At 72.8% G+C, this 21,164-nt stretch carries 21 protein-coding genes; 6 read left to right on the forward strand and 15 right to left on the reverse strand.

The annotated features are described in order from the left end of the window. Nucleotides 1-277: 277 nt before the first annotated feature. Both AB0L00_RS12590 and AB0L00_RS12595 read left to right on the forward strand, forming a co-directional pair. Nucleotides 278-919, forward strand: coding sequence for a TetR/AcrR family transcriptional regulator (locus AB0L00_RS12590; protein WP_364432261.1), 642 nt, complete (start codon nt 278-280; stop codon nt 917-919). Then, nucleotides 916-1,338, forward strand: coding sequence for a hypothetical protein (locus tag AB0L00_RS12595; protein ID WP_364432264.1), 423 nt, complete (start codon nt 916-918; stop codon nt 1,336-1,338). The genes AB0L00_RS12590 and AB0L00_RS12595 overlap by 4 nt, the downstream gene beginning before the upstream one ends. Nucleotides 1,339-1,583: 245 nt before the next feature. Here the strand turns inward: AB0L00_RS12595 and AB0L00_RS12600 are convergent, their stop codons facing one another. Then, complete coding sequence (locus AB0L00_RS12600) at nt 1,584-2,090, reverse strand: MarR family transcriptional regulator (protein ID WP_364432267.1); 507 nt, start codon at nt 2,088-2,090, stop codon at nt 1,584-1,586. 66 nt (nt 2,091-2,156) lie between these two features. On the opposite strand from AB0L00_RS12600, the gene AB0L00_RS12605 reads away from it, so the two are divergent. Beyond that, entirely contained in the window at nt 2,157-3,413 is a 1,257-nt protein-coding gene (locus AB0L00_RS12605) for an MFS transporter (protein WP_364432270.1), read from the forward strand. A gap of 87 nt (nt 3,414-3,500) precedes the next feature. Here the strand turns inward: AB0L00_RS12605 and AB0L00_RS12610 are convergent, their stop codons facing one another. The 11 genes from AB0L00_RS12610 to AB0L00_RS12660 all read right to left on the reverse strand — a co-directional run bounded on the left by AB0L00_RS12610 (nt 3,501) and on the right by AB0L00_RS12660 (nt 14,607). Further along, entirely contained in the window at nt 3,501-3,893 is a 393-nt protein-coding gene (locus AB0L00_RS12610; protein ID WP_364432272.1) for a VOC family protein, read from the reverse strand. 147 nt (nt 3,894-4,040) lie between these two features. Continuing rightward, nucleotides 4,041-5,489: a carboxyl transferase domain-containing protein gene (locus AB0L00_RS12615; RefSeq protein WP_364432275.1), complete on the reverse strand. Its 1,449-nt coding sequence runs from the start codon at nt 5,487-5,489 to the stop codon at nt 4,041-4,043. Further along, nucleotides 5,486-6,739 carry a beta-ketoacyl-ACP synthase II gene (gene fabF, locus AB0L00_RS12620; protein WP_364432278.1) on the reverse strand — a complete coding sequence of 418 codons (1,254 nt, stop codon included), beginning with the start codon at nt 6,737-6,739 and terminating at the stop codon, nt 5,486-5,488. Before fabF ends, AB0L00_RS12615 begins: the two co-directional genes overlap by 4 nt. A gap of 29 nt (nt 6,740-6,768) precedes the next feature. Beyond that, the gene (locus AB0L00_RS12625) at nt 6,769-7,023 is read right to left on the reverse strand and encodes an acyl carrier protein (protein WP_345364048.1); all 255 of its coding nucleotides are present in this window, start codon (nt 7,021-7,023) and stop codon (nt 6,769-6,771) included. Nucleotides 7,024-7,102: 79 nt separating this feature from the next. Continuing rightward, complete coding sequence (locus AB0L00_RS12630; protein WP_364432280.1) at nt 7,103-8,068, reverse strand: beta-ketoacyl-ACP synthase III; 966 nt, start codon at nt 8,066-8,068, stop codon at nt 7,103-7,105. After that, nucleotides 8,065-9,000 (reverse strand): ACP S-malonyltransferase, encoded by a 936-nt coding sequence (locus AB0L00_RS12635; RefSeq protein ID WP_364433227.1) that lies wholly within the window; start codon nt 8,998-9,000, stop codon nt 8,065-8,067. The genes AB0L00_RS12630 and AB0L00_RS12635 overlap by 4 nt, the downstream gene beginning before the upstream one ends. Nucleotides 9,001-9,102: 102 nt before the next feature. Continuing rightward, on the reverse strand, nt 9,103-10,224 hold the full coding sequence (locus AB0L00_RS12640; protein WP_345364184.1) for a helix-turn-helix domain-containing protein: 1,122 nt from the start codon (nt 10,222-10,224) through the stop codon (nt 9,103-9,105). 73 nt (nt 10,225-10,297) lie between these two features. After that, nucleotides 10,298-11,500 (reverse strand): acyltransferase, encoded by a 1,203-nt coding sequence (locus tag AB0L00_RS12645; RefSeq protein WP_364432283.1) that lies wholly within the window; start codon nt 11,498-11,500, stop codon nt 10,298-10,300. A gap of 134 nt (nt 11,501-11,634) precedes the next feature. Then, a complete protein-coding gene (locus AB0L00_RS12650; RefSeq protein ID WP_364432285.1) occupies nt 11,635-12,546 on the reverse strand; it encodes an alpha/beta hydrolase in 912 nt (303 codons plus the stop codon). Nucleotides 12,547-12,691: 145 nt separating this feature from the next. After that, on the reverse strand, nt 12,692-13,351 hold the full coding sequence (locus AB0L00_RS12655) for a response regulator transcription factor (protein ID WP_364432288.1): 660 nt from the start codon (nt 13,349-13,351) through the stop codon (nt 12,692-12,694). Then, nucleotides 13,348-14,607, reverse strand: coding sequence for a sensor histidine kinase (locus AB0L00_RS12660; RefSeq protein ID WP_364432291.1), 1,260 nt, complete (start codon nt 14,605-14,607; stop codon nt 13,348-13,350). Before AB0L00_RS12660 ends, AB0L00_RS12655 begins: the two co-directional genes overlap by 4 nt. Nucleotides 14,608-14,714: 107 nt before the next feature. On the opposite strand from AB0L00_RS12660, the gene AB0L00_RS12665 reads away from it, so the two are divergent. Beyond that, a complete protein-coding gene (locus AB0L00_RS12665) occupies nt 14,715-15,737 on the forward strand; it encodes a PHP domain-containing protein (protein ID WP_364432293.1) in 1,023 nt (340 codons plus the stop codon). Here the strand turns inward: AB0L00_RS12665 and AB0L00_RS12670 are convergent. From AB0L00_RS12670 to AB0L00_RS12680, 3 genes are read right to left on the reverse strand one after another with little or no spacing between them, the layout of a single operon-like run. Continuing rightward, entirely contained in the window at nt 15,727-16,656 is a 930-nt protein-coding gene (locus AB0L00_RS12670) for an ABC transporter permease (protein WP_364432296.1), read from the reverse strand. The genes AB0L00_RS12665 and AB0L00_RS12670 overlap by 11 nt on opposite strands. Beyond that, a complete protein-coding gene (locus AB0L00_RS12675) occupies nt 16,643-17,629 on the reverse strand; it encodes an ABC transporter ATP-binding protein (protein ID WP_364432298.1) in 987 nt (328 codons plus the stop codon). The genes AB0L00_RS12670 and AB0L00_RS12675 overlap by 14 nt, the downstream gene beginning before the upstream one ends. Continuing rightward, on the reverse strand, nt 17,626-18,789 hold the full coding sequence (locus AB0L00_RS12680; protein WP_364432300.1) for a sigma-E factor regulatory protein RseB domain-containing protein: 1,164 nt from the start codon (nt 18,787-18,789) through the stop codon (nt 17,626-17,628). The genes AB0L00_RS12675 and AB0L00_RS12680 overlap by 4 nt, the downstream gene beginning before the upstream one ends. Before the next feature lie 163 nt (nt 18,790-18,952). Here AB0L00_RS12680 and AB0L00_RS12685 point away from each other — a divergent pair, with 163 nt between their 5' ends. Continuing rightward, a complete protein-coding gene (locus tag AB0L00_RS12685) occupies nt 18,953-19,630 on the forward strand; it encodes a response regulator transcription factor (protein ID WP_364432303.1) in 678 nt (225 codons plus the stop codon). Beyond that, entirely contained in the window at nt 19,623-21,080 is a 1,458-nt protein-coding gene (locus AB0L00_RS12690; RefSeq protein ID WP_364432306.1) for a HAMP domain-containing sensor histidine kinase, read from the forward strand. The genes AB0L00_RS12685 and AB0L00_RS12690 overlap by 8 nt, the downstream gene beginning before the upstream one ends. The last annotated feature ends 84 nt before the right edge of the window (nt 21,081-21,164 follow it).

Genomic DNA, 21,164 nt, shown 5'->3' on the forward strand with positions numbered 1-21,164 from the left:
GATGAGGCGTAGGCATGCCTCGTCCGAGTCGGCATCCGGGGGGATCTCAAGCGTCACCGCCGCGAACTGAATGATCCGGCGCCCATCGTGCAGCTCTACCGCATGTGCGCCGTCCGGCACTGAGCCTGCTCTCGCAGCCGGCGGACGGCAAGCCGGCGAATTCCCGGGCCGATTTGCCGGCGCTTGACGAGAGGGGCCGTGCTCTTGCCACTAGATCTGGCGGTGCCTACTGTTTGAGCAGTTGCTTAATCTGACCACTCAACCTCGGGGGAGCGGCATGGCCCGAGCAGGTGCAAAGCGGTCTGTCAGGCCGTCCGAGAATCCCCGCTCGACAGAGACCCGCGCGGCGCTGCTGGAAGGGGCCGTCGCGGCGCTGCGTGAGCACGGCTTCGCCGGAGCCAGTGCGCGGGAGATCGCCCAGCGTGCCGGCTGTAACCAGGCGCTGATCTTCTATCACTTCGGCACCGTGGCCAAGCTGCACCTGGCCGCGCTGGACGCCGTCAGCCGGGTACGCCACGAGCGTTATCAGGCGATGGTGGATGACTCCAAGAACCTCGGTGATCTGGTCCGGGCAGCCAGGGCGGTCTTCGACGAGGACCTGGATCAAGGGCACGTGACCGTGCTCGTCGAGATGATCGCCGCCGCCCAGTTCACCCCCGGGCTCGGCCCGGAAGTCGCCGCCCGCATCCGACCCTGGCGCGCGTTCGCCGCCGACAGCATCCGGGACGCGCTCGCGGGCTCCCCGGCCGCGCGACTGCTACCGCCTGAGGAACTCGCCCACGCGATCGTGGCTCTGTACCTGGGGCTGGAAATGCTCGCCAACCTCGAAGGGGAACGCGAGCCCGCACTGGCCCTGTTCGACCGCGCCGGGAAAGTCGCTTCCGTACTCGACATCTTCCGACGAAAGAAGAGGGCATGACCGGCAGCAAGCGCGACTGGCTCATGTTCACCGGCTGGCTCCTGATCGGGGCCTGCTACATCCTCGGCATGCTGAGCATCCTGTCGATAGGGATCTTCATCCTGCCCATCACCATGGCGGGCACCGTCGTGCTGGCCACGCGCCGGGACACCCAGCGGGGCCTGCCCGGCTTGGTCTCCAGCGCGAGCCTGCCGCTGTTCCTGCTCACCTACCTCAATCGGCAGGGACCCGGCACCCACTGCACTACCTCTGCCAACGGCGGGAGCGACTGCATCGAGGGACTGCTGGACCCGTGGCCCCTGCTGGCCGGCGGCCTGCTCTTCCTGGTCGCCGGGGTCGCGTTGTTCCATCGACTACGGAGGCGGCCGGTGATCGGCCCGCGCCGGGGCGGTTCCGGTAGTCCTCGTGTCGCCCCCTGACCGTGTCCGCCCTGCCCCTCTCGCGCGCACCGACCTCGCGTCCCACCTCTGAGCCGGTCAGGGACCGAAGATGCGCGCCACCAGCTCGGGCGCCGACTCGACGTACTCGACCTCGGCGCCACCGGGGTGGCGGGCGTAGACGTCGACGCCATCGGCGTCACACTAGGACAGCCAGGGCCGAGTCGCGCGCCGTACGGATGGCGAGCGCCCCGCGGATGCGATCGGAGCCCTTTCGAGCGCTGGTGTCAGTGGGGTGAGGTGAAGACGTCCCGGGCGGCTTCGATCTTGGCGAGCATGTGCTTGAGCAGTTCGTTCAGCGTCTCCTGCGAGGCCGGGTCCAGTGTGGCGATCATGTCGCTTTCGACCACCGCGCGCAGTTCCATCGCGGCCAGCCACTTCGCGTGGCCTGCTTCGGTGAGCTCGACTTCGACCCGGCGCCGGTCGCCGGTGCCGCGCAGCCGCCGGATCAACCCGGCCTGTTCCAGCGTGTCCAGCCGCCCGGTGGTCCCGGCGGGGGACAACAGCAGCTCCTTGGCCAGCTCCGAGGGCGTCATCGACCCTCCGTGAGAGACCAGCCGGTGCAGAGTCTCGAACTCGAACTCCTGCAGCCCGACGTGGGCCAGTGCCCGGTCCTTGGCCTGTCGGACGTGCTTCACCAGGAACTGCATGCGGGTGACGATCGCCTCGGTGCGCTCGTCGTAGGGCGCCTTGCCGCGCCAGCGGGCCAGATGGTGATCGACGGAATCCTGCATACAGGCAGTATGGTACGCCAGTGAATTTCGTTGACGAAACATACGCCAGCGAAATATCTTTCCGGCATGCGTCGACTGATCTTCGGCCGGATCAACGCTGCCCTGGCCACCGCGCTCATCCCGACGACACTGACACTCGCAGTGGTGCGGGCCACCGGCTCTTCCGGCGCGCTCGGCGTCGTGCTGGCCTGTGAGCTGATCCCGATGCTGGTGCTGTTGCCGGTCGCCGGAGTGGTCGCCGATCGGTTTCCTGCCCAGCGGGTGGTGCTCACCGCCGACCTGCTGCGTGGCGCCGCCCAGGCCGCGATCGGCGTGGAACTGCTGCGCGGCCCCGCCCGAATCCCGGAGCTGGCCGCCCTCTCAGCCGTCACCGGAGCCGGGGTGGCGTTCGGCACGCCGGCGGTGCGGCGGCTGGTCGCGGGCATCGTCGATGGCGCGGACCGGCTCCGGGCGAACGCCCGGCTCGGCGTCGCCGAGGGGCTGGCCCAGATGGCCGCCCCGGCCGCGGCCGGCGGGCTGGTGCTGGCCGCCGGGCCCGGCTGGTCGTCGCTGCTCACCGCCGGGCTCTTCGCCGTCTCCGCGACGACGCTGGGCGGGCTCGTCCCACGCCGCGCCGCGCCGGTCGTCGAGAGGGAGCGGTTCACGGCGGAGCTCAGGGAGGGCTGGCGGGAGACCCGGCGGCACCCGTGGTTCCTGGCCAGCGTGACCGGGCACGGTGTCTGGCACCTGGCGGCGGGCTTCCTGCTGACGCTGGCGCCGGTCATCGCGGTCCGGCACATGGGTGGGGACGCCGCCTGGGTGGTCATCGCCCAGGCCGGTACCGCGGGCATGCTGATCGGGGTGTTCGGCGCAGGGCGGCTACGGATCCGCCGTCCGCTGGTAGCGGTCGCGTTCGGTGGTGCGGCGTACGGGCTGCCGCTGGCCGCGCTGGGGGTGGCCGCGCTCGCCCCGTCCACCGCGCTGCTGGCGGTCGTCGTACTGGCCTATTTCACGGCCATGTTGGGACTCGGCGTGCTCAGCCCGCTGTGGGAGACGACCTTGCAGCGCCGGATCCCGCAGGACGTCCTGGGCCGGGTCGGCTCGTTCGACGCACTGATCTCCTTCGCCAGCCGGCCGTTCGGGATGGCGGTGGCGGCCCCGATCGCCGCGGTGACCGGGACGGCCGCGCCGTTGCTGGGACTTGCGCTCCTGGTCGCCGGGGCGAACCTGGCCGTGCTGCTCCTCGCCGACGTCCGGGGGTACCGGGGCGATCCGCTCGGCGAGCCCCACCCGCGAGAGCTGGAGACGGTGACGGCGCAACACCTCGTCCGGGACGCTGATTGACGTTGGGCGCGCCGGCGATGTTCGCCGCTCGGAACCGGTCGATGCCCTTACGAGTGCGAGACCGGCTCCGTATGAGGCCGGCGTCCTTCAGGCCGGTCCGAGCAGGTCCCAGCGGTTCCCGGCGATGTCGACGAACACGGCGACCCGTCCATAGGCCTCCGCACGTGGTGGGGTGACGAACTCGACCCCGGCGGCCACCATCCGCTGGTAGGCGGCGTCGAAGTCATCCACCCGCAGGAAGAATCCCACTCGGCCGGCGACCTGGTTCCCAACGACCGTCACCTGCCGCTCCCCGTCCGCACGGGCGAGCAGGATGCCCGTCTCGGCACCCTGCGGCCGGACGACGACCCACCGTTTCGGACGACCGTCATTCGTCAGCGATGGCGAGTCCTCGACCAGATCGAAGCCGAGTACGTCGACGAAGAACGCGATGGCCGGGTCGTAGTCGTCCACGACCAGTGTTACAAGATCGACTCGCACGCTGCCTGAGCATACGACCTACCCGGATACCTCCGCCGCTCCGCGCGGTCCTCGTCGGGTAGGGGGCGGGCGGTCTCGGGGCTGGGCTCGCGGATGACGAACGCCCCGCCCAGGTCGTCCTGGACGGGGCGCTCGGGTCTTCGCGGGCTACAGGGGGATGTTGCCGTGGGCGCCCCGGGCCGGGGTCGCCTCGGCGATGGCCTGCGCGATCGCGCGCCGGGTCTTGGCCGGCTCGATGATCTCGTCGATCACGCCGAGGTCATGGGCCCGTTCCACGCCACCGGCGATCTTCACGTGCTCGGCGGCGAGCTGCTCCTCCAGCGCGTGCCGCTCCTCCTCCGGGACGGCCGCCAGCTTGCGGCGGTGCAGGATGCGCACGGCGGCGACCGCGCCCATCACCGCGATCTCGGCGGTCGGCCAGGCGAAGACGCGCGTCGCGCCCAGCGCGCGGGAGTTCATCGCGATGTACGCGCCGCCGTACGACTTGCGGGTCACGAGCGTGACGCGCGGCACGACCGCCTCGGCGAACGCGTGCAGCAGCTTCGCGCCGCGGCGTACGACGCCGTCGTGCTCCTGGCCGACGCCCGGAAGGTAGCCGGGCACATCGACGATGACGACCAGCGGCACCCCGAACGCGTCGCACATCCGCACGAACCGCGACGCCTTCTCCGCCGACGTGGAGTCCAGGCAGCCGCCCAGCCGCATCGGGTTGTTGGCGATGACGCCGACGGTACGGCCGCCGAAACGCCCGAGCGTCGTGACGATGTTCGGCGCCCACTTCGGGTGCAGCTCGATGGCCTCGGCCGGGTCGTCGAGCAGCTTGTTGATGATGGGGTGCACGTCGTACGCGCGGCGCGGGTTGTCGGGCAGCACGCCGCCGAGGTCGATCTCCTCGACCTCCTCCGGCCGCATGCGGCCCTGGTGGCCGAGGAGCGACGCGACCCGCCTGGCCTTGACGAGGGCCTCGGTGTCGTCCTTGGCCACGACGTGCACGACGCCGCTGCGCTTGCTGTGCGGCTCGGGCCCGCCGAGCGCCGCCATGTCGACGACCTCGCCGGTGACCGACCGTACGACGTCCGGGCCGGTCACGAAGATGCGGCCGCCCTCGGACAGGATGACGATGTCGGTCAGCGCCGGGCCGTACGCGGCCCCGCCGGCGGCGGCGCCGAGCACGACCGAGATCTGCGGGACCACGCCCGACGCCTTGGTCATGGCCGCGAACACGCGCCCGACCCCGTGCAGGGACTCGACACCCTCGGCGAGGCGCGCCCCGCCGGAGTGCCACAGGCCGATGATCGGCAGCCGCTCGCGTACCGCGTGGTCGTAGGCGTGGACGATGGCCTCGCAGCCTTCCGCGCCCATCGCGCCGCCCTGGACGCGCGGGTCGCTGGCGAACGCCACGACCGGCATGCCCTCGACCCGGCCCACGCCCGCGAGGGCGCCGCTGGTGTCCTCCTCGGAGAGGAGCCGCAGCGACCCCTCGTCGAAGAGCGCCTCCAGCCGTACGCGCGGATCCCGGGGGTCCGGCGCGGTGGGTTCAGGGGGCGCCGTGGGCTCGGGCGCCCGGGTGGCGGACCTGCTATCGACAACGGTCACGACTCATGCCTCCTCAGCGCGACGGTCACGTTGTGCCCGCCGAATCCGAACGAGTTGTTCAGGGCGGCGGCGGGACCGCCGGGCAGCTTCCGGGGTTCGTCTCGAACGATGTCCAGGTCGACGTCGTCGTCGAGGTTCTCGATGTTGATCGTCGGCGGTACGAGACCCTCGCGCAGGGCGAGGATCGCGGCGATCGACTCGACCGCTCCCGTGCCGCCGAGCAGGTGGCCGGTCATCGACTTGGTGCTGGTGATGGCGATCTGGTGGGCGGCCTCGCCGAGCGCCAGCTTGATCGCCTTGATCTCGCCGGTGTCGCCGACCGGGGTGGACGTGCCGTGCGCGTTGATGTGCACGATGTCCGACGGTTCCAGGTCGGCGTCGGCCAGCGCGCGGACCATCGCCTTCGACATGCCCTCGGGGTCGTTCGACACGATGTCGACCGCGTCGGCGGAGTAGCCGACACCGGCGGCGACGGCGTAGATCCGGGCGCCGCGGGCCCGCGCGTGCTCCTCCGACTCCAGGATGAGGATTCCGGAGCCCTCGCCGAGCACGAACCCGTCCCGGTCCTTGTCGTACGGGCGCGAGGCGTGCTCGGGGTCGTCGTTGCGCGTGGACATCGCGCGCATCGAGCCGAACGCGGCGAGGTTGAGCCGGTGGATCGCGGCCTCGGTGCCGCCGGCGATGACGACGTCGGCCCGCCCGGACCGGATCATGTCGATGCCGTAGCCGATGGCCTCCGCGCTGGACGCGCAGGCGCTGGCGAGCGCGTGCGCGCCGGCCTTCGCCCCGAACTCGATGCTGACGACTCCGGCGCCGCCGTTCGGCATCAGCATCGGGACGGCGAACGGCGAGACCCGCTGCCAGCCCTTCTCGTTCAGGATGTCGTAGTTGTCGAGGGTCGTGATGATCCCGCCGATCCCAGACGACACGACCGCGCCGACCCGGTCACCGTCGACCTGGAAGCCCGCCTCGTCGCCGAACGCGAAGCCGGCGTCGAGCCAGGCTTCGCGGGCGGCGATGAGGGCGAACTGCTGGCAACGGTCCAGCCGGCGCAGCCGGTGCCGCGGCAGGACCTCCGAGGGTTCCACCGCGATCGGAGCCGCGATCCGCACCGAGAGGCTCTCCGCCCACTCGGCGGTGAGCCGCTTCACGCCGGACCGGCCCGCCAGCAGAGCGGACCAGGTCGATGCCACGTCGCCGCCGAGAGGCGTAGTAGCGCCGAGTCCGGTCACGACGACGGAGGTACTCATATGGTCACGCTCTCCCTTGCTGTTCGACTTCAGGCAGAGACGCCCTTGTTCTGCACGTAGACGACGACGTCCTTGACCGTCTTGAGGTTCTTCAGCTCGTCGTCGGGGATCTCGACGCCGAACTTGTCCTGCGCCGCGACGGCGATCTCGACCATCGACAGGGAGTCGATGTCCAGGTCGTCGACGAAGGACTTGTCGGGGGTCACCTCGGACGGGTCGACGCCCGCGATCTCCTCGACGATCTCGCCGAGGCCTTCGAGGATCTCCTTCTCGGAAAGAGCCATGGGGTATTTCTCCATTTCCTGTGTTGCGATGTGTGCTTCGAAGGGAGTTCAGGGGGACGAACGCGCGCGAGCGGCCCGGCTACGGGATCCGGACCACCTGCGCGGCGTAGGTCATGCCGGCGCCGAAACCGATCAGCAGGGCCGGCGCGCCGGAGGGCACGTCACCGCGCTCGATCATGCGGGACAACGCCAGGGGGATCGAGGCGGCCGAGGTGTTGCCGGCGTTGACGATGTCGTCGGCGACGATGGCGTTCTCGGCCTTGAGCTTACGCGCGATCGCCTCGATGATGCGCAGGTTCGCCTGGTGCGGGATGAAGGCGGCGAGCTCGGACGGGTCGACGCCCGCGCGCTCGCACGCCTCTCGCGCGATGGGGTGCAGGGCCGTCGTCGCCCACCGGAAGACGGCCTGCCCCTCCTGGAACAGGAAGCCGGCACGGTCCTTGATGTAGATCCGGTCGGCCATGTCACCGGCGCTGCCCCAGACCACGGGGCCGACGGCGGCCTCCTCCGCACCGGTCACCACCGCGGCGCCCGCGCCGTCGGCGAAGATGATGCAGGTCGAACGGTCCGTCCAGTCCACCCACTGCGACAGCTTCTCCGAGCCGATCACGAGCACGTTGCGCGCCGAGCCGGCGCGGACCGCGTCGGAGGCGTTGGACAGCGCGTAGCAGAAGCCCGCGCACGCCGCGTTCACGTCGTACGCTCCGGGCGCGCTGATGCCGAGCCGGTCGGCCACGCGCGCCGACGCGTTGGGGATCTGCGCCTCCTGCGTGCAGGTGGCGACGATGACCAGGTCGATGTCCTCCGGGGACAGGCCGCTGCTCGCCAGGGCCTTGCCGCCGGCCTGGACGGCCATGTCGACGACCGACTCCTCCGGGCCCGCGATGCGGCGCTGCTTGATGCCGACGCGGCTCTGGATCCACTCGTCGTTGGTGTCCACCGTCTTGGCGAGATCGTCGTTGGTGACGACGTTCGACGGCTGGTAGTGGCCGAACGCGAGGATGCGCGCCCCGGGGGCGCCGGTGCGAAGCTGGAATGACGTCACGCGTTCTCCAAAGTGTCGTCGCCGGCGCGCGTCTCCTGCTGGACGAGGGCGCGCGCCTTGTCGAGGTCGTCGGGCGTCTTCAGCGCGACCCGCTCGATACCGGGAAGTGCGCGCTTGGCGAGGCCGACGAGAGTACCCGCCGGGGGAAGTTCGATGATCGCCGTGACGCCGAGGTCCGCCATCGTCGCCATGCAGGAGTCCCAGCGCACCGGCGCGCTGACCTGCTCGACGAGACGGGCGACGAAGTCGGGGCCGTGGTCCACGACGGCGCCGTCGCGGTTGGAGAGCAGCCGGGTGACGGGGTCGGCCACCGGCATGCCCGGGGTGATCCGCCGCAGCGTGTCGACCGCGGGGGCCATGTGATGCGTGTGGAAGGCTCCGGCCACCGACAGCGAACGCAGCCGCGCACCGGCGGGCGGCGCCTCCGCGAACGCGGCCAGTTGCTCCTTCGTGCCGGCCGCGACCACCTGGCCGGCGCCGTTGGCGTTCGCCGGGGTGAGGCCGTGCTTCTCGATCGTCGCGAGGACCTCCTCGGCGTCGCCGCCGAGCACGGCGGTCATGCCGGTCTCGGTGACGGCGGCGGCCTCGGCCATCGCCCGGCCGCGCTCCCGCACGAGCACCATGGCGGACTCGGGGGAGATGACACCGGCGATCGCCGCGGCGGCGAGCTCGCCCACGCTGTGCCCGGCGGTCACGTCCGGCCGCACGCCCAGCGCCTCGTAGGCGACGAGCGCGGAGGCCACCAGGAGAGGCTGCGCGACGGCGGTGTCGCGGATCTCATCGGCGTCGGCGGTGGTGCCGTAGCGGATCAGGTCAAGTCCGGTGACGGCGGACCACCACGCGAGACGGTCGGCGACACCCGGCAGTTCGAGCCAGGCGTTGAGGAATCCCGGGGTCTGGGCGCCCTGCCCGGGCGCGGCGATGACGAGCACGCACTCAACCATGCACTGTAGGACTCCGCCATGTTCATGCGGTGAGGTACGAATCTCCGGCGGCGAGCCTTGTGAGGGTCCTACAAGGCGACGCCGGGGGAGTTACAACGAAAGGGGCCGGTCGGCGAAACGCCCGAGAACCAGGGCGATGCGGAGAGTGAACGCCGCCCGGCCGTCGGCGGGGACGTATCCGGTCAGCTCGGTGACCCGGCGCAGGCGGTACCGCACCGTGTTGGGGTGCACGAACAACAGCCGCGCGGTGGCCTCCAGCGACGAGCCCTGCTCCAGGTAGGTCGTCAGCGTGTCGAGCAGCGGGGCCCCGGCCACGCGCAGCGGTTCGTAGACCTCCTCCACCAGGAACGCCCGCGCGTCCGGGTCGCCGTCGAGGGCGCGCTCGGCGAGCAGGTCGCCGGCGAACACCGGCCGGGGCGCGTCCGGCCAGCCCGCCACGGCCCGCAGGCCGGCCAGGGCGGCCCGCGCGGACATCGTCGCGGCGTACAGGTCGTCGACGCGCGGCCCGATCACCACCGCGCCCGGACCGAACTTGGACGTGAACGGCTTGGCCGCGGCGAGGGGGTCGTCCTCGACGCCTCCGACGATGACGATGAGGCGGCTGCCCTGCACCCCGGCGAGCACGTCGACGCGCGCCCGGCGGGACGCGATGCGGATGTCGTCGATGATGGCCTCGGGCTCGTCCTCGGGGGTGTTGCCCGCCATGACGGCCACCGACGTCGACGCCCAGCCGAGCGCGGCGGCCCACGAGTGCAGCGACTCGTCGACCTCGCCGCGCAGCAGGGCGTCGACGATGAGGGCCTCCAAACGGGCGTCCCACGCGCCGCGGGTCTCCGCCGCCCGCGCGTACACCTGGGCCGCGCCGAAGGCGACCTCCCGGGTGTAGCGCAGGATCGCCTCCCGCAACTGCGTCTCGCCGCTCGGGGCCGCGAGCTCGTTCACCTGCGCCTCGACGACGTCGATGACGACCCGGACGATCTCCACGGTCTGCTGGAGCCGCACGGCCCGCATCAGCTCGCGCGGCGCGGTGCCGAACACCTCGCCGGCGATGGCCGGCCGGATCTTCTCCTCGTGCTTGAACCACTCGACGAACCCGGCGATGCCCGCCTGGGCGACCAGGCCGACCCACGAGCGGTACTCCGCCGACATCGCGCGGAACCACGGCAGGCGCTCCTCCATGCTGGCCGTCGCGGCGGTGCCCAGCGCCCCCATCGCCTGTTCGAGCCGCTCGGTGGTCTGCTCGCGGATGTCGAGGTCTTTCTTCACCCGAACAGCCTCCCATTTATCAGTCGCGCCGGCGGCACCGCCTCCGCCCACGTGTCACGCTCGTACCTTCGAACCGCTGGAACACCGCCCGGCACCCGGCCAGCACCGACGCGAACGCCGGCAGCCACGCCATCCGGGCCGCGATCCAGCTCCAGTGGTCGGGGACGTCGTGCAGTCCGGGCAGCCTACCGAAGGGCCTGGTCACGATCGTCACCAGCATGAACGCCGTCTGGTGCCAGCAGAACATCGTCATCGCCGACAGGTTCGCCAGCGCCACCGGCGCCCAGGCGAGAGGCCGCCGCATCCAGCGCGCCAGCCGGTCGTGCAGGAGCAGCGCGGCGCCGACCTGCGCGAGCCCGAACGCCACCGCGGCCGTCGTCGGCGGGCTCAGGTTCGACACCCGCGCGCCCGGCAGGCCGACCATGCTCGCCGGATACCCGGCGAACGCCACGAGCGCGACCGCGGCCGCCGCACCGCCGACGAGGAGGGCCACGGCCGTACGCCGCGAGCCGAGCCGGCCCTTCGCCCAGGCGATGCCGAGCAGGTACGGCACCGCCCAGGCGGCGGGCACGTTCAGCCAGCCGAGCCAGGCGGGGCCGTCCAGGCCGAACCTGACCAGGTCGACGCCGCCCACGACGGCCGCCGCGACCGCCGCGGCGTACGGCCCGCAGCGAGCGAGCAGCGGGGTGAGCGCGGTCAGGCCGATGAAGACGCACAGGAACCACAGCGGGCTGTACATGAGACGGACCAGCGGCATCGGGTCCGTCCCGGCCGCCGCGAGCAGCAGCGTGAGCGGCACCCAGGCCGCCACCAGCACCGCCGGGGGCGTGCCCAGCCGCACCAGCCGGGAGCGGACCCACCCGACGGTGCGCTGGGGGCGGCGCAGGCTCCTCGCCGCCGAGTACCCGCCGACGAAGAAGAACAGCGCCAGCGTCTGCAACACCCAGGACACCGGGGCGAGCGACGGCATGAAGGACAGCGGGCTGCGCGCACTCCACGTGCGGCCGTCCCCCGGGGCGGCCGAGGCGACGAGCGCGGTGACCAGCCAGTGCCCGAGGACGACGCCGAGGATGGCGAACGCCCGCAGCGCGTCCACGGCCCGGTCACGATGCTCCGGTGTCGCGGCGTCGAGGCGCCGGGCCAGCGCGCCGAACGACCCGCGTCGCGGGAGCCCGTCCGGCTCGGGCACCGGGCGTGGCCGGAGGGCGGGTTCAACGGTCACGGGACACCTCCGTCGTGGGGCGCGGCGCGAGCCGGCCGCGGCCGGTACCGGCGGTCCCTGGGCGCGGCGCGAGCCGGGGGCTGCCGGTGCCGGCGGTCACGGGGCGACCCGCCGCCGGGCGCGGGAGGCCGCGTTCAGCGGGCACGGGACACCTCCGTGTAGCGTCCGAGGGCGATGAGCGCCAGGTCGCGCAGGGCGATCCCGCCCGTCCGGAGGTAGTCGCCGTGGCCGCCGGCGCCGGCCGCGAAGACGCGGGCGCCGAAACCCCGGCCCGTCGGGTCCGCGCCGAAGCCCAGCCCGAGCACCCGGACCTTCGGCACGTACGCCATCCAGTCGCCGGACGCGCGGCCCGCCCACACCCGCGCGCGGGTGTGCAGCGCCGCCGCGGACGAGACGGCCATCCCGGGACTGCCGAACACCGCGATGTCGGTCGCGTCGACGTGACGGGCGGCCCGGCCGCAGACGACCGAGCCGTAGCTGTGGCACAGCAGGCTCACCGCGACGCCGTGGGCGTTCAGGGTGTTCACGAGCGGCCGCAGGGCGCGCGCGCCCTGGTCGGCGCGGCCGGTGGTCGCCACGTCCAGGCTGATGGTGCGCGGCGCGCCGTAGCCCAGCCAGGCGAGCACGGCCAGCCGGGCGTGCGGGTCGATCCGCCGGGCCTCGGCCAGCACCGCCCGCGCCCCGCCGCCGGGGGAGGCCGTGCCCCGCGAGTCGAAACCGCGCAGCGTGGTGTCCGAGCCGGGGACCAGGATCGCCACCCGCCGGGCCGTGGCCAGGTCGCCGACGACCTCCACGGCCCGGCCGCGCGGGTCGAACGCGACGAACGTACGGCCCGGCGCGGCCAGCGGCGTCAGCCGGGGGTCGCGCCGGGCGGCAACCTCGATGGCCTGCCGCTCCGCCGCGTACCGCGCGGTGAGCGCGCGGTACGTCAGCGCGGGCAGCGGCTGTACGGGCGGCGACAGGGAGGGGCGGCCGCCGGCGGCCCCGGTCGTGAGCATGATGCCGCCGACGGCGAGGGCGGCGAGTGCCGCCCGGCGCTTCTTCACGGGCCCGTCCTTCCTGATCAACGAGTGATCAGGAAGCTACGAATCGTCCGTTGTAACCCGCGTCCCCCCGGGGACCGCACTTGCCGCGTACATCCCCGGTAGGGGGAGGATGACGGCCGGACCGGTCACTCCTCCGGGCGGGGGGTCACTCGCCCGGGCGCACCAGTCCGGTCTCGTACGCGTAGACCACGGCCTGGGTACGGTCGCGCAGTCCCAGCTTCATCAGGATCCGGCCGACGTGCGTCTTGACCGTCTGCTCGGCGACGACGAGGCGTTCGGCGACCTCGGCGTTGGAGAGGCCGCGCGCGACCAGGCCGAGCACCTCGGTCTCCCGGTCCGTCAGGCCCTCCAGCCGCCTGCGATCCGGTGCCTTCGGTGCGCCCATCCGCGCGAACTCCGCGATCAGTCGCCGGGTCACGGTCGGCGCCAGCAGTGCCTCGCCCGCCGCGACCACGCGCACCGCGTCCGCCAGCTCGCCCGCCGAGGCGTTCTTGAGGAGGAACCCGCTGGCCCCGGCGCGCAGGGCGTCGTACACGTAGTCGTCCAGGTCGAACGTCGTCAGCACCAGAATGCCGGGGTGGCCGGGCCGCTCGGTGATCCGGCGGGTGGCCGCGAGACCGTCCAGGACCGGCATCCGCACGTCCATCAGCACCACGTCGGGCCGCAGCTCGGCGGCCTTGCGCACGGCCTCCTCCCCGTTGCAGGCCTCGCCGACGACCTCGATGTCCGGCTGGGCGTTCAGCAGGATCGAGAAGCCTGACCGCACCATTCCCTGGTCGTCGGCGATGACCACACGGATGCTCATGAGTCCCTTTCCTCGGGGGCGTTCGGCTCCAGCGGGAGGGCCGCCGTCACGACGAAGCCACCGTCGGCGGTCGGGCCCGCGCCGAGCTCACCGCCGAGCATCGTGGCCCGTTCGCGCATGCCGACCAGGCCGTGACCGCCGCCCGCCCGCACCACCCGGACCGGTTCGGTGCCCGGCCCGTTGCGCACCCGGAGCCGTAGCACGTCCGGCTCATAGCCGATCTCCACGCGCACCGACGCGCCCGGCGCGTGCCGCATCGCGTTGCTCAGCGACTCCTGCAGGATCCGGTAGGCCGACAGCCCGACTCCGCCCGGCAGGACCGGCGGCTCCCCGGTCACCGCCGTCTCGACGCTGAGCCCGCCGGCGCGCGCCGAGGCGACGACCTCGTCCAGGCGTTCCAGGCCCGGCTGCGGCGCGGTCTGCGCCGAGGGATCGGTGCGCAGCACGCCGAGGATCCGGCGCAGCTCGGTGAGTCCTTCGAGCGCGCTGGCGCGGATGTCGGCGAAGCTCTCGGCCAGTTCCGGCGGCGGGTCGGCGACCTTGTACGGGGCGGCCTCCGCCTGGATGGCGATCACCGACATGTGGTGGGCGACGACGTCGTGCAGCTCACGGGCGATCCGCTGCCGCTCCTGCAGCACGGCCGTCTCCGCCTCGTGCCGGGCCTCCTGCTCGGCGAGCGCCTGCCGGGCCGTACGGCGGAGCCGCACGGTGTAGCCGAGCAGGATCGGAACCGCGCACAGGAGCGCGAGCGCCTTGGTCGGCGGATCGAGGAGGACGCAGCCGAGCGCCGAGACCACCATGGCGCCGGCGGTCACCGTACGCTCGCAGCGCACCGCCAGCGAGTACAGGCACAGCAGGTAGACGATGCCGAGCGTCGGCAGGTACGGCACGCCGTGCGCCGCGCGCGGATGGATGACGACGGCCGTGACGAGCATCATCCCCAGGGCCACCCGCCAGGCGACCAGCGGGCGGCTGCGGCGCATGAGCAGCGGGACCACGCCGCCGAAGGCCACCAGCGTCAGGAAGATCGGAGAGGCCGGACCGCCGGAGTCGGGATTCGGTGACTGCAGCTGCGCGTACCCGCTGATGGCCAGGATCAGCGCCAGCGCCGGATCCACCGCGTCGGCGAGGTGGACCGGGCCGATCCTCAGCCGGCGACGAGGCCGGGGCACCGGTGGATCGGTGCGGCCTCCGACGAAGACGGTGAACATCGGGCGCAGGGCACCGGAGATCCCCGCACGTCGTCCACCGGCCATGGGCTGAGCGTACGGGCCGGCCGATGTCCGCCTCGTACCCCTGCGGACTGATTCGCGGATGCTACTCAAGTATGGGGTGGCCTTCGTGGGACGGGTAGGAGTGGGGGATGGAGCCGATCGAGGCGTTGAAGCGCATCGCGTTCCTGCTGGAGCGGGCGCACGAGGCGACGTACCGGGTGCGGGCGTTCCGGCGGGCCGCCGAGACGGTGGAGCGGACCTCCGCCGACGAGCTGGCCGCCCGGGCGCGGGCCGGCACGCTGGAGGCACTGCCCGGCGTCGGCAAGGTGACGGCGCTGGTCATCGGGGAGGCGCTGCGCGGGGAGACGCCGACGTACCTGCGCCGTCTCGAGGCGACCGAGGGGACCCCGATCGACGAGGAGGCCGCGGCCCTGCGCGCCGCGCTCCGCGGCGACCTGCACACGCACTCGGACTGGTCCGACGGGGGCTCGCCGATCGAGGAGATGGCCGAGGCGGCGATCGGCATCGGCCACGACTACATCGCGCTCACCGACCACTCGCCGCGGCTGAAGGTCGCGAACGGCCTGTCCCCGGAGCGACTGCGCGAGCAGCTGAAGATCGTCGCCGCGCTGAACGAGCGGCTCGCGCCGTTCCGCGTCCTCACCGGCATCGAGGTCGACATCCTCGACGACGGGTCGCTCGACCAGGACCCGGCGCTGCTCGCCGAGCTCGACGTCGTCGTGGCCAGCGTCCATTCCAAGCTGCGGATGCCGGGCCCGGACATGACCCGGCGGATGCTCGCCGCCGTCGCGAACCCCCGGGTCAACGTGCTCGGGCACTGCACCGGGCGGATCGTCCAGGGCGGCGGCCGGCGCGGGAACAAGCGGCCGGAGTCGGAGTTCGACGCCGAGCGCGTGTTCGCCGCGTGCGCCGCGAACGAGACCGCGGTCGAGATCAACAGCAGGCCGGAGCGCCTCGACCCGCCGAAGCGCCTGCTGCGGCTGGCGGTCGAGGCGGGCTGCCGGTTCTCCATCGACTCCGACGCGCACGCCCCCGGTCAGCTCGACTGGCAGCCGTACGGATGCGAGCGGGCCGCCCGCTGCGGCGTCGACCCGGCGCGGATCGTGAACACCATGGCCGCCGAGGACCTCCTCGCCTGGGTTAACAGGTGATGTCCTTGCTCGTGAACCGCGCCCACGCCAGCGAGCCGAACACCAGCGTGTAGGCGGCGAACGTCAGCAGCCCGCGCGTGATGTGGTCGGTGACGATCGGCGCCCGCAGGAGGTCGTCGTAGCTGTACCACCAGTGGCTGAACAGGTAGGGGTGCGCCCATCCGAGCTGCGGCACCGCGTCGATCACCTGGCTGAACACCGGCAGGACGGCGGTCGTCGTGATCGCGGCGATCGGGCTGTCCGTCACCGTGGACACCGCCAGGCCGATCGCGGCGAGCGTGGCGACGCCCGCGGTGATGTACAGCGCGATGAGGAGCAACCGGAGCGTCCCGGCCCCCAGGGAGACCGTCGAGCCGGACAGCAGTGTCACCGGTCCGACCGGGAACAGCAGCAGCCCCGTGACAAGCGCGGTCGCGGTGAGCGTCGCGACGGCGGCCACACAGAAGACCACCGACGAGACGTACTTGACCAGCAGCAGCCGGGTGCGCCCCGCCGGGACGGCCAGCAGGTATCGCAGGGTGCCGGTGCCGGCCTCTCCGGCGATCGCGTCTCCGGACACGACCGAGACGGCCAACGGCAGGATCAGCGGCAGCACGAAGAACAGCGAGCCGACCGTCAGGAAGACGCCATTGCCCGTGACCTGGGCGACCAGTCGCGGGCCGCCGTCGTCGGGGCGCGGTGTGCTCAGCCTCAGGGCCGTGCCGACCAGCACGGGGATCGCCCCGAGCAGGACGAGCAGCGCCTGGTTGCGCCGCCGCCGGAACACCAGCCCGAGCTCCGAGCCGAACAGCCGCAGCCCGAACGTGGAGCCGGCGGATCCCGTCCCGGCCTCCGGGCGGGCGGACGCGGGCGTCGGCGGGTCCGTCGTCCCGGCGATCGCCCGCCGGTCGGCCTGCCGTGACAGGTCAGCCGTCGACATCGAAGCCCTCCCCGGTGAGCTCGACGAACATGTCCTCCAGGCTCGGCCGGACCACCGCCAGCCCGCGTACGGCGACGCCCACGCCGACCAGCTCGGCGCACACCCGTTCGGGCGCCATCCCGCCCAGCTCCGCGCTCACCTCGTCGTCCGATCCGCGTACGTCGGTGAGGCCCAGTCCGGTCAGCACGCCGCGCGCCGAGCCGGTGTCCGGCGTCTCCACCCGGATCCGGACGCCGGTGCCCGCCCGCAGTTCGTCGAGGGAGCCCTGCGCGACGAGCCGGCCGGTGCGCATCACCGCGACGTGTGTGCAGACCTGCTCGATCTCGGCGAGCAGGTGCGAGGACACGAACACCGTGGTGCCGTCGGCGGCGATCTCGCGGATGAGGGTGCGGACCTCCCGCGTGCCCTGCGGGTCGAGGCCGTTCGTCGGCTCGTCGAGGATCAGCAGCTCCCGGTGGCGCAGCAGCGCCGCCGCGATCCCCAGCCGCTGCTTCATGCCGAGCGAGTAGGCCTTGTAGCGCTTGCTCGCGGCGGCGGTCAGCCCGACGCGTTCCAGCGCGTCCCCGATCCGACGGCGCGAGGTGCCGGGATCGGCCGTGCGGTCGGCGGCGTCACAGCGGCGCAGGTTCGCCGCGCCCGACAGGTGCGGGTGGAACGCCGGCCCCTCGATCAGCGACCCGACCTTCGGCAACGCGGTCGCCCAGCCGTCCGGCATCGGAACGTCGAGCAGTGTGTGGCTGCCGGACGTCGGTGAGATCAGCCCGAGCAGCATCCGGATCGTGGTGGTCTTTCCCGAGCCGTTGGGGCCCAGGAAACCGAAGACCGACCCGCGGGGGACGGTCAGGTCGAGGTCCGCCACGGCGAGCTGCCCGCCGCGGAACCGCTTGGTCAGGCCACGTGTGGCGATCGCCTGACCCTCGGCGGGGGACGGGGGCGCCGCGACCGGCGCCCCCGCTTCGGTGGCCGCGGTCACTTGTGCGCCGCCGCCTGCTCGAGCACATCGGGGGTGACGGCTCCGACGTACACCCGGCCGTCGTCGGTGAGCAGGGCCGAGACGAGCTTGGTGCGCAGCAGCCGCCCGCTGCCCCAGGATCCGCTGACCGGGGTCGCGGCCTTCTGGAGGGCGGACAGGATCCCGGCCCGCTGGTCCTTCTGGCCGGGCTGCCCGCTGTTCTGCGGGAGCGTCAGCCGCTTCACCGCGGTCCAGCCGCTGCCGATCGTCGACGAGTCGCCCGACCGGCCACCGGCCTGCGCCCTGCCCGGCAGGGTCTTCGCGATCGGACCCTTCCCGCCCGGGATCTTCGCGCCCGGCGCCGGCTTGGAGGTGTCGGGGCGCACGACCTTCGCGCCGGAGGGCGGCGTGAAGGAGAAGTTCGCCGCGGCCGGCTTGGAGAAGGTCACGGACGTGAACCCGATCTGCGCCGCCGGGCTGTTCGCACCCCGCGCGAACACCTGCACCCGCAGCGGGACGTAGGTGCCGCCGTCGAGCGCCAGCCGCACCCGGCCGATGAGTGATCGTCCGTCCTTCGGTGTCAGGACCAGCTCATAGACGTCCCGCCCGGCGACGCGAGCCGTCGGGTCGACCCGTACCTCGGTGGTCTTGTCGATCGCGGCCAGCGCCCGGTCGGCGGCCTGCTGGGGCGTCAGCGGCGTCTCCGTCGGCGCGGCCTTCTCCGGCCTTCCCGGCTTGTCGGCGGCCCGCCGGTACGTCGCGGTGTTCGCCTCGCTGTTCCACTCCCAGACGTCCTGTCCGTTGCGGATCAGGTCGGTCTCGCTGCCGGTGCCCAGCAGCGCCAGCCGTACGTGCTTCTCGTCGCCGTACCAGACCCGTGCGGTGTTGGACCCGGACAACAGGCTCATCAGCGAGGTGCCGCCGCCACCGATGCCCGGCAGCGCCGGAAGCCCCAGGGACGCGTTCTCGACGACCGTGCCGGAGAACGGCTGGACCTTCCCCGAACGATGCGCCTCCTGGACGGCGGTGAGGAGCTGCGCCGCGGTCTTCGGCGGCAGCGACGGCCTGCCCTGTGCGGCGGCGATGACCGGACCGGCGCCGGCCGCCGCGCCGACGACGGCGATCGCCCCGACGGGCACCGCCCATCGGATGGCGCGCGAACTCTTGAACGTGGATGCCATCGAGACCCCCTGCTCGTTTCCAATGTCCGCAACACTGTCAGTCCGTTCCTGTGGGGACGCTGAGAAAGCCGTACGTCTCGGGAGGTATCCCGATTCATCCCTGCGCACGACGTCGTGAGCCGGTGAACCCCGTCATGCTGGGACGGGCCGGAAGGAGGGGCGCGTGCGGGTTCTCGTGGTGGAGGACGAGCGCCGGTTGGCCGACGCGCTGCGCCGCGGGCTGCAGGCCGAGGGATTCGCCGTCGACCTGGCGCACGACGGCGTCGACGGTCTGCACCTGGCCCGCGAGGGCGGCTACGACGCGATCGTGCTGGACATCATGCTGCCCGGCCTGTCCGGCTACCGCGTGTGCGAACGGCTGCGCCAGGAGCAGAACTGGGTGCCGATCCTCATCCTCTCGGCCAAGGACGGCGAGTACGACCAGGCCGACGGTCTGGACCTCGGCGCCGACGACTACCTCACCAAACCGTTCTCCTACGTCGTCCTGGCCGCCCGGCTCCGCGCCCTGCTGCGCCGTGGCCCGACCCGCAGGCCCACCGTCCTCACCGTCGGTGACCTCCGGCTCGACCCGGCCCGCCGCGAGGTACGCCGCGGGGACGCGGAGATCGAGCTGACGCCGCGCGAGTTCGCCCTGCTGGAGTACCTCATCCGGCGGCCCGACGAGGTGATCTCCAAGACGGAGCTCCTCGAACACGTGTGGGAGGACTACGACGGCACCGACCTCAACACCGTCGAGGTCTACGTCGGCTACCTCCGTCGCAAGATCGACGCGCCGTTCGGCCGGACCGCCCTGCGCACCGTGCGCGGCGCCGGATACCTGCTGGTCGCCGACGGTGGCTGACCCCGCGCCACGGCACCGCGACCGTCCGGACGGATCGAAGGCCGCGGCCGGTCGCACGCGGCGCCCGACCGAGCGGCATGGCCCACTCCGGTGGTGGCGTCGACGCGGGATCCGCGCCCGGCTGGTCCTCACCTCCGCCGCCGCCCTGGCGCTCGCGCTGTTCGGCCTGGCGCGCCTCTTCGCCTTCGCGGTGGGGCACTCGATGCTCGCGACGCTGGACTCCTCCACCCGGCGCAGCGCCTCGGACGTCGTCACCCTGATCAACGCGAATCGGCTGCCCGATCCGATCCTGACGGCCGGCGGCACGATGACGATCCAGGTGGTCGACACGACGGGCCGGATCCGCGCGGCGTCTCCGGGCGCCGACCGTCTCGTCCCGCTCCTGGACGCCCACACTCTGGCCGCGGCGCGTCGCGACGGCCGCGCGCGATTCCTGGACGGGCGCGGTTACGGAATGCCCGCCGTGCTGCGCGTGGTGGCCCTCCCGGCCGACGACGGTGAGACGGTCATCGCCGCGACCTCGTTCGAGCAGGTACAGGACGGCCTCAAGACCGTCTCGCGGATCCTGGTGATCGGCGCGCCGATTCTCCTGGTCCTCCTCGGTACGGCCGGCTGGCTGGTGATCGGGGGAGCGCTGCGCCCGATCACCGAGCTGCGGCGCGGCGCCGAGGAGATCAGCGGCACGGCCCGGTCCCGCCGGCTGCCCGTCCCCGAGGCGCGGGACGAGGTGCACGACCTCGCGGTCACCCTGAACGACATGCTGCACCGGCTCGAACGCGCCGAGGCCCGGCAGCGGGCGCTGGTCTCCGACACCGCCCACGAGCTGCGCAGCCCGCTCGCCAGTATCCGGGCCCAACTGGAGGTCGCCCTGGACCACCCGGACGGTCAGCGGTGGTCCGAGACGGCGGCGGGCGTGCTCGCCGACACGCTCCGGCTCTCCCGCCTCGCCGACGACCTGCTCGTCCTGGCCCGGCTCGACGAGCACGGGGTCCGGCCGGCGGCGCGCGAGGCCGTCGACCTGGCCGCGCTGGCCTGGGCGGCGGGGGAGCGCCATCCCGCCGCGCGGGTTCCCGTCACCGTGGACGCCGGCGATCCGGTGATCGTTCACGGCGATGCGAAGGGCCTCACGCGCCTGGTCGACAACCTGGTCGACAACGCGATGCGACACGCGGCCACCGGCGTACGGGTCCGCGTGTCGCGGGCCGGCGAGCGGGCCGAGCTCTGCGTCTCCGACGACGGCCCGGGAATCCCGCCGGCCGACCGCGAACGCGTGTTCGCCCGGTTCACCCGTCTCGACGAGGGCCGGAGCCGCGATGAGGGCGGCGCGGGTCTCGGCCTGGCCATCGTCCGCGAGACCGCCCGCGCCCACGGCGGCGACGCCCACCTCGAGGACGCGTCGCCCGGCCTTCGCGCCGTCGTACGCCTGCCTCTGCGGGGTCCCGCCCGCTGAAACGGACTTCGGGCGCATTCCTGCCGCCGCCGGAGAGCGCCTGCCGATCCGGATGCGGAGGCCGATATCCGCAGGCAACATGCC

The organism is Actinoallomurus sp. NPDC052308, from assembly GCF_040679195.1.
Taxonomy (GTDB): domain Bacteria; phylum Actinomycetota; class Actinomycetes; order Streptosporangiales; family Streptosporangiaceae; genus Actinoallomurus; species Actinoallomurus liliacearum.